The 7558-nt window shown below is 48.3% G+C and carries 10 protein-coding genes; 9 read left to right on the top strand and 1 reads right to left on the bottom strand.

What is annotated here, in order from left to right; translation table 11 throughout:
• Positions 1 to 77: 77 nt before the first annotated feature.
• Positions 78 to 881, bottom strand: a complete 804-nt coding sequence (gene suhB, locus BCT27_RS06515) for an inositol-1-monophosphatase (RefSeq protein WP_102318461.1) — start codon at positions 879 to 881, stop codon at positions 78 to 80.
• A gap of 185 nt (positions 882 to 1066) precedes the next feature.
• Between suhB and trmJ the strand changes: the two genes are divergently transcribed.
• The 9 genes from trmJ to iscX all read left to right on the top strand — a co-directional run bounded on the left by trmJ (position 1067) and on the right by iscX (position 7444).
• Positions 1067 to 1798, top strand: a complete 732-nt coding sequence (gene trmJ, locus BCT27_RS06510) for a tRNA (cytosine(32)/uridine(32)-2'-O)-methyltransferase TrmJ (protein ID WP_102318460.1) — start codon at positions 1067 to 1069, stop codon at positions 1796 to 1798.
• A 109-nt stretch (positions 1799 to 1907) separates the two neighbouring features.
• The gene (gene iscR, locus BCT27_RS06505) at positions 1908 to 2432 is read left to right on the top strand and encodes a Fe-S cluster assembly transcriptional regulator IscR (protein ID WP_017012612.1); all 525 of its coding nucleotides are present in this window, start codon (positions 1908 to 1910) and stop codon (positions 2430 to 2432) included.
• 30 nt (positions 2433 to 2462) lie between these two features.
• Positions 2463 to 3677 (top strand): IscS subfamily cysteine desulfurase, encoded by a 1215-nt coding sequence (locus BCT27_RS06500; protein WP_017016683.1) that lies wholly within the window; start codon positions 2463 to 2465, stop codon positions 3675 to 3677.
• A gap of 28 nt (positions 3678 to 3705) precedes the next feature.
• The gene (iscU, locus tag BCT27_RS06495) at positions 3706 to 4089 is read left to right on the top strand and encodes a Fe-S cluster assembly scaffold IscU (RefSeq protein ID WP_017008618.1); all 384 of its coding nucleotides are present in this window, start codon (positions 3706 to 3708) and stop codon (positions 4087 to 4089) included.
• Positions 4090 to 4112: 23 nt separating this feature from the next.
• Positions 4113 to 4436: an iron-sulfur cluster assembly protein IscA gene (gene iscA / locus BCT27_RS06490; protein WP_017008619.1), complete on the top strand. Its 324-nt coding sequence runs from the start codon at positions 4113 to 4115 to the stop codon at positions 4434 to 4436.
• A 13-nt stretch (positions 4437 to 4449) separates the two neighbouring features.
• Entirely contained in the window at positions 4450 to 4965 is a 516-nt protein-coding gene (hscB, locus tag BCT27_RS06485) for a co-chaperone HscB (RefSeq protein WP_017016684.1), read from the top strand.
• A gap of 36 nt (positions 4966 to 5001) precedes the next feature.
• The gene (gene hscA, locus BCT27_RS06480; protein ID WP_102395352.1) at positions 5002 to 6852 is read left to right on the top strand and encodes a Fe-S protein assembly chaperone HscA; all 1851 of its coding nucleotides are present in this window, start codon (positions 5002 to 5004) and stop codon (positions 6850 to 6852) included.
• A 2-nt stretch (positions 6853 to 6854) separates the two neighbouring features.
• On the top strand, positions 6855 to 7193 hold the full coding sequence (fdx, locus tag BCT27_RS06475) for an ISC system 2Fe-2S type ferredoxin (protein ID WP_017008622.1): 339 nt from the start codon (positions 6855 to 6857) through the stop codon (positions 7191 to 7193).
• Positions 7194 to 7243: 50 nt separating this feature from the next.
• On the top strand, positions 7244 to 7444 hold the full coding sequence (iscX, locus tag BCT27_RS06470) for a Fe-S cluster assembly protein IscX (protein WP_017008623.1): 201 nt from the start codon (positions 7244 to 7246) through the stop codon (positions 7442 to 7444).
• Positions 7445 to 7558 lie beyond the last annotated feature (114 nt).

Below are 7558 nucleotides of genomic sequence, written 5' to 3'. Positions count from 1 at the left end.
GTACCTCGTACCTCGTACCTTTGCCCCAAACAAAAACGGCGTCCCGAAGGACGCCGTTTTTTTGATTCTAGTGAATCTTATTTCTTCATTGCATCGTTCGCGTTGTCGCGAACTTTCGCCAAAATACCTTTCAGTACTTTAGGGCTTGCAGAAACGATGTTGCCTGTCTGCATGTAATCTGTCGCGCCAGAGAAATCGGTGCACAGTGCGCCAGCTTCGCGAGCGATAAGCTCACCCGCTGCCATGTCCCAAGGTTTCAAGCCTAGCTCGAAGAAACCGTCGAAACGTCCTGCTGCAACGTAACAAAGGTCAAGTGCTGCTGAACCTGTACGACGGAAGTCTGCACAATCAACGAACAGTGCACTTACGACTTTCATGAAGCCTTCAGAGTGTTGTTTTGCTTTGTACGGGAAACCTGTTGCTAGGATAGTACCCGTCAGGTCTTTCGGGCTGTTCACACGAATACGCTTGCTGTTTAGCTGTGCGCCAGAACCGCGTTGTGCAGAGAACAGTTCGTTACGGATTGGGTCGTAAACACACGCAACTTCAGTGCGGCCTTTAATACGCAGAGCGATAGACACAGAGAAGTGTGGAATGCCTTTTACGAAGTTGGTGGTGCCATCCAGTGGGTCGATGATCCATTGGTAATCAGCATCTTTACCTGAGATAGCGCCCGCTTCTTCAGAAACGATGCTGTGGTCAGGGTAAGATTTCTTGATTACATCGATAACAATGTGCTCAGCAGAAGTATCGATATTGGTAACGAAGTCATTAGTGCCTTTTTGAGTGGCTTCTACGTTATCAGGGTTTTCAGCAGATTTAGCGATAAAGTCGCCAGCCTTTCGCGCAGCGCGAATGGCAATGTTTAGCATAGGATGCATACAAATTTCCCAACGGATGTTAAAGAACGGAAAGCGGCGGCGAGTATATCAGAGCTGCGGTAAAAGGGAAGTGGTTATTTTTTGCTCGCTCACTGTTCTTGTCGCGCCAAAAGCGGCCCATCTTTAATACCAATATGATAGAATCCGGCGGCTTAATTTCTTCAACAGTATGCAGTGGTTTCTAAATGTTAGAAAATATTCGAATTGTGCTTGTTGGCACATCGCATTCAGGCAACATTGGTTCAGCAGCACGTGCAATGAAAGTCATGGGACTGACAAACTTAGTCTTGGTGGCACCAGAGTGCAGTGTTGATGGACAGGCCATTGCTTTAGCAGCTGGCGCAAGTGATATCGCTAACAATGCTCGCATTGTAAATACTGTGGAAGAGGCGGTCGCTGACTGCGGCTTGGTCATCGGGACAAGTGCACGTAGCCGTACTCTTGATTGGCCGATGTTAGATTCTCGCGAAAGTGGCATTAAAGCTATCGAGGAGTCGACCCAGCATCCCGTTGCCTTTGTGTTTGGTCGTGAGCGCACAGGTCTGTCGAATGATGAGCTTCAAGCGTGTAACTATCACGTAGCCATCCCGGCAAACCCAGAATACAGCTCACTGAATTTGGCCATGGCGGTCCAAACCCTTTGTTACGAAACCCGCATGGCGTGGTTAGATAGCCAAGCGTATAAAGGTGAAGTAAAAGAACAAGAGTATCCACTGGCGGAAGATCTCGAGCGTTTCTATGCGCACCTAGAGACAATATTGGATACCACTGGTTTCATCAAAAAGCAGCATCCTGGCATGGTGATGACCAAACTAAGACGTTTATTTAACCGTGCAAGACCTGAAAGCCAAGAGCTAAATATTCTTCGTGGTGTGCTTTCTTCAGTCGAAAAAATTGTGAAAGAGACGTCAAAATAACCTCTTTTTATTAAGGGTTAAAAACTTGACTAAAACACTCGGGTAAATACTTGACCGTTTTAGTCGGGTATGTCAGACTCGTTTCATTGTTACTCAAAGGTAGAGTGTTATGAGACTGACTTCTAAAGGTAGATATGCCGTAACTGCGATGTTGGATGTCGCGTTGCATTCAGAAATGGGCCCCGTGCCTCTTGCTGATATTTCAGAGCGTCAAGGGATTTCTCTGTCTTATCTTGAGCAACTATTTTCCCGTCTTCGTAAAGCAGGCCTAGTGTCTAGCGTACGTGGACCAGGCGGTGGCTACCGTCTAGGTGTGGATGCTAACGACATTGCCGTTGGCATGGTTATCGCAGCGGTTGATGAATCCGTTGATGCCACTAAGTGTCAAGGTAAAGGCGATTGCCAAGGCGGAACACGCTGTCTGACACACACACTTTGGCGTGACCTTAGCTCACGCATTAGCAGCTTTTTGAATGACATCTCGCTCGGCGAGTTGATGCAAGATAACGAAGTTAAGCAGGTGGCAGGTCGTCAAGACTCATCGCTTGATTCGTCAACAATTGTTAGACATGGCTTAAACTCCAGTAGCAGTGAAAACCCAGCAAGCGCTCTGGGTGTGAATTTTCGCTCTTGATTAGCCGTACCGGAGTATTTGGAGATACAAATGAAATTGCCAATTTATTTTGACTATTCAGCTACATGCCCGGTAGACCCGCGTGTTGCTGAAGTAATGATGCAGCACCTGACGCTAGATGGCGTATTCGGTAACCCTGCATCTCGCTCGCACCGTTTTGGTTGGCAGGCAGAAGAAGCGGTTGATACTGCACGTGAAGATATCGCGAATTATCTGAACGCAGACCCGCGTGAAATCGTATTCACTTCTGGTGCTACTGAGTCTGATAACCTGGCGATTAAAGGTGTTGCGCACTTCTACAGCAAGAAAGGCAAACACATCATCACCTGTAAAACAGAGCACAAAGCAGTGCTTGACCCTTGCCGCCAACTTGAGCGTGAAGGGTATGAGGTGACGTACCTTGAGCCAGAATCAAACGGCATTATCGATCTGAACAAATTGGCAGATGCCATGCGTGAAGACACTGTGCTTGTTTCTATCATGCACGTGAACAACGAAATCGGCGTGATCCAAGATATCGCAGCCATCGGTGAACTATGCCGTGAGCGCAAAGTGGTATTCCACGTTGATGCTGCGCAATCTGTCGGTAAGTTGCCGCTAGATACGCAAGAAATCAAAGTCGACCTTATTTCGATGAGTGCACATAAAGCCTACGGCCCTAAAGGCATTGGTGCTTTGTATGTTCGCCGTAAGCCACGTATTCGTCTAGAAGCGCAAATGCACGGCGGCGGTCACGAACGTGGCATGCGTTCAGGCACATTGCCTACGCACCAAATCGTGGGTATGGGCGTTGCATTCCGCCTCGCGAAAGAAGATCTAGAAAAAGACCAAGCACATGCACTAGCACTGCGTAACCGTTTTTACGATGGCGTCAAAGATCTTGAAGCGGTTTACGTGAACGGTGATTTTGAGCAACGTGTTGCTGCAAACTTGAACATTAGCTTCGCCTTTGTTGAAGGTGAATCACTGCTGATGGCGCTGAAAGACTTGGCGGTATCATCAGGTTCGGCATGTACATCAGCGAGCCTTGAGCCTTCTTATGTATTGCGTGCATTGGGTCTGAATGACGAATTGGCACATAGCTCAATTCGCTTCTCTTTCGGTCGTTTCACGACAGAAGAAGAAGTTGACCACGCAATCGAGCAGGTTCGTAAAGCGGTTATCAAGCTGCGTGAAATGTCACCTCTTTGGGATATGTACAAAGAAGGTATTGATTTAAACACTGTTGAGTGGGCACACCACTAAGCGGTCTCTGGATTTCGAGGAACAGATCATGGCTTACAGCGAAAAAGTAATCGATCACTATGAAAACCCACGCAATGTTGGCGGATTCGACAAGAATGATCCAAGCATTGGCAGTGGCATGGTTGGCGCACCAGCATGTGGTGACGTGATGAAGCTTCAAATCAAGGTTAACGAGCAAGGCATCATCGAAGATGCGAAGTTTAAAACCTATGGTTGTGGTTCTGCGATCGCCTCAAGCTCACTGGTTACCGAGTGGGTAAAAGGCAAGTCACTTGACGAAGCAGCAGCGATCAAAAACGCTGAAATCGCGGAAGAGCTTGAACTGCCACCAGTAAAAGTACACTGCTCAATTTTGGCGGAAGATGCCATCAAAGCTGCAGTCAGTGATTACAAAAAGAAACACGAAGCTTAATACGTAAAAGGGTTGTTGTATCTATGGCCATAACGATGACAGAAGCGGCCGCATCACGCGTTCGCTCTTTTCTTGAAAGCCGAGGCAAAGGCCTTGGGCTGCGCCTAGGTGTTCGCACTTCTGGCTGTTCTGGTATGGCTTACGTACTGGAGTTTGTCGATGATCTCGAAGAAGAAGACCACGTCTTTGAAGAGAAAGGTGTGAAAGTGATTGTCGACAGCAAAAGCATGCTGTATCTCGACGGCACCGAGCTGGACTTTGCAAAAGAAGGGTTGAATGAAGGCTTCCAGTTCAACAACCCTAACGTCAACAGTGAGTGTGGTTGCGGCGAAAGCTTTAACGTTTAATCCGTGAGTTGAAATGAATCATTTCGAATTATTCGGGCTATCATCTCAGTTTGATCTGGATGGTAGCTCTCTTTCTTCACAGTTTCGCGAACTTCAGCGACGCTTTCATCCAGACAAATTTGCCACAGCATCAGAACAAGAGCGCCTGCTCGCCGTTCAGAAAGCGGCTCAAATCAATGATGCTTACCAAACCCTCAGTGATCCCGTCAGACGCGCAGAATACCTGCTTGCGCTGAATGGATTAGAATTGCGTGACGAAACCCAAACCATGCAAGATCCTGAGTTTTTGATGCAGCAAATGGAAATGCGTGAAGAGCTAGAAGATATTGCAGACAGCAATGAGCCAGATGTATTGTTGTTTGACTTCGAAGAGAAGACGGTGGCGATTCACCAATCACTATTGATTGAATTGAAAGACGCCTTGAACAGTGCGCAATGGGAAACTGCTGCGGTACTGGTTCGTAAACTCAAGTTTCTCGTCAAACTCAAACAAGAAATCGAACGAATCGAAGATCGGCTGCTCGGTTAACAACACGCGGCGGCGGGTCCGGCTACAGGAACCAACATGGCACTGTTACAAATTGCAGAACCGGGTCAAAGTGCTGCGCCGCACGAGCACAAGCTTGCGGTAGGTATTGACCTAGGCACCACCAACACGCTTGTTGCTTCAGTACGAAGTGGCACAGCGACAACGCTTAACGACATCCAAGGTCGCGCACTGATCCCTTCAGTGGTTCACTACGGTGAAGATGCGACACTCGTGGGTTATGACGCACAAGCTCGCTCCGAAACAGACAGCGCAAACACCATAGTGTCAGTAAAACGCATGATGGGTCGTTCGCTGGCGGATGTTCAATCTCGTTACCCACACCTTCCTTATGCACTGACTGCGTCTGAAAACGGCTTGCCGTTGATCAACACACGCTCGGGCAACAAAAACCCTATCGAAGTGTCTGCGGATATTCTTCGCACAGTCAACGAACGTGCTGAGGCATCACTCGGTGGTGAACTCGAAGGTGTTGTGATTACCGTTCCAGCCTATTTTGACGATGCACAGCGTGCAGGCACAAAAGATGCGGCGAAACTGGCGGGCTTAAACGTTCTTCGACTGCTTAATGAGCCAACCGCTGCGGCCATCGCTTATGGTTTGGATTCGGGCCAAGAAGGCGTCATTGCTGTTTATGACCTTGGTGGCGGCACATTCGATATCTCTATCTTGCGTCTGTCTAAAGGCGTATTTGAAGTGCTCGCAACGGGCGGCGACTCCGCGCTAGGTGGTGATGATTTTGACCATCTGATTGCAGATTGGATCGCTGAGCAAGCAGGCTTCGCTTCTCTGTCTGGTGATGATCACCGTCGATTACTGAATGCGGCAACTGCAGCCAAAGTCGCGTTGAGCGATGCAGAGATCACAGACATTTCAGTGCTTGATTGGCAAGGCGCACTCACTCGCGCTCAGTTTGATGAACTGATTGGTGCGCTTGTGAAGAAAACGCTGCTGTCTTGCCGCCGTGCGCTAAAAGATGCGCAAGTGAAAACTGACGACGTGCTAGAAGCGGTGATGGTGGGGGGGTCTACCCGCGTGCCATTGGTGCGTGAAAAAGTGGGTGAGTTCTTTGGTCGTACGCCACTTACCACGATTGACCCAGACAAAGTTGTTGCGATTGGTGCAGCAACCCAAGCCGATATTCTCGTTGGCAATAAGCCAGATGGCGAAATGCTGCTGTTGGACGTTATTCCTTTGTCTTTGGGTATCGAAACCATGGGTGGTTTGGTGGAGAAAATCATTCCACGTAACACCACGATACCTGTGGCTCGCGCACAAGAATTTACCACCTTTAAAGACGGTCAAACCGGCATGAAGGTGCACATCGTTCAGGGTGAACGTGAGATGGTGGACGATTGTCGTTCGCTAGCGAACTTTACGCTGAAAGGCATTCCTCCAATGTCTGCGGGTGCTGCGCACATTCGTGTCACCTATCAGGTTGATGCGGATGGTTTGCTATCAGTGACGGCGATGGAAAAGAGCACGGAAGTGCAATCATCGATTCAAGTTAAGCCTTCTTACGGTTTGAGTGATGATGAAATTGCCAACATGATCCGCTCTTCCTTTACACACGCACAAGAAGATAAAGATGCGCGCTACCTTGCGGAGCAACGCGTTGAAGCTGACCGTGTGATTGAAGGCTTGCTGGTTGCGCTTGATGCCAATGGCGATGAGTTGCTGTCAGAAGACGAAAAGAAAACCCTAATTTCTGCCATTGAAGCCTTGATTGTGCTGCGTAATGGCGATGATGCTGCAGCCATTGAGCAAGGCATCAAAGACACAGATAAAGCGAGCCAAGACTTTGCCTCACGCCGTATGGACAAATCCATCCGTGAAGCCTTGGCTGGCCATTCCATTGACGAGGTTTAAACATGCCAAAGATTGTTGTTCTGCCACACCAAGACCTTTGCCCTGAAGGTGCAGTTCTGGAAGCAGAAGCCGGAGAAACAGTACTAGACGTTGCACTACGCAACGGCATTGCAATTGAACATGCGTGTGAAAAATCTTGTGCGTGTACAACGTGTCACGTGGTTATTCGTGAAGGATTCGACTCACTCGACGAAAGTGACGAATTGGAAGACGACATGCTGGATAAAGCATGGGGCCTTGAGCCAGAATCACGTTTAGGTTGCCAGGCGAAAGTGGCGGACAAAGACTTGGTTGTTGAAGTGCCGCGTTATACTTTGAACCACGCAGCAGAAAACCATTAAGCATCGCTTGGCATTGCCGAACGAGTGAGTGATTGTAGGGAGTTGAGACAATGAGCCTGAAATGGATTGATTCACGCGATATCGCGATTGAACTGGTGGAAAAGTTTCCTGATACTGACCCTAAAACCGTGAGATTTACAGATCTACACGCGTGGGTGATGGAGTTGGACGATTTTTCTGATGACCCGAATCACTCAAACGAAAAAATCCTAGAGGCGATCATCCTGTGTTGGATGGACGAGATGGATTAATCGTTGGCTAAAGTGCTTGTTTGATGGGTTTTTTACAGGCACATTAGTTTTATCCAAGCGGGCTTATGGCCCGCTTTGTTTTTCTCATCAATACGTCATTTTTGATGTTCACAA

The sequence above is a fragment of the Enterovibrio norvegicus genome (genome assembly GCF_002876705.1).
Lineage (GTDB): Bacteria > Pseudomonadota > Gammaproteobacteria > Enterobacterales > Vibrionaceae > Enterovibrio > Enterovibrio norvegicus_B.
The sequence above is the reverse complement of the archived record's forward strand: the minus strand, read 5'-3'. Positions and strand labels throughout refer to the sequence as shown.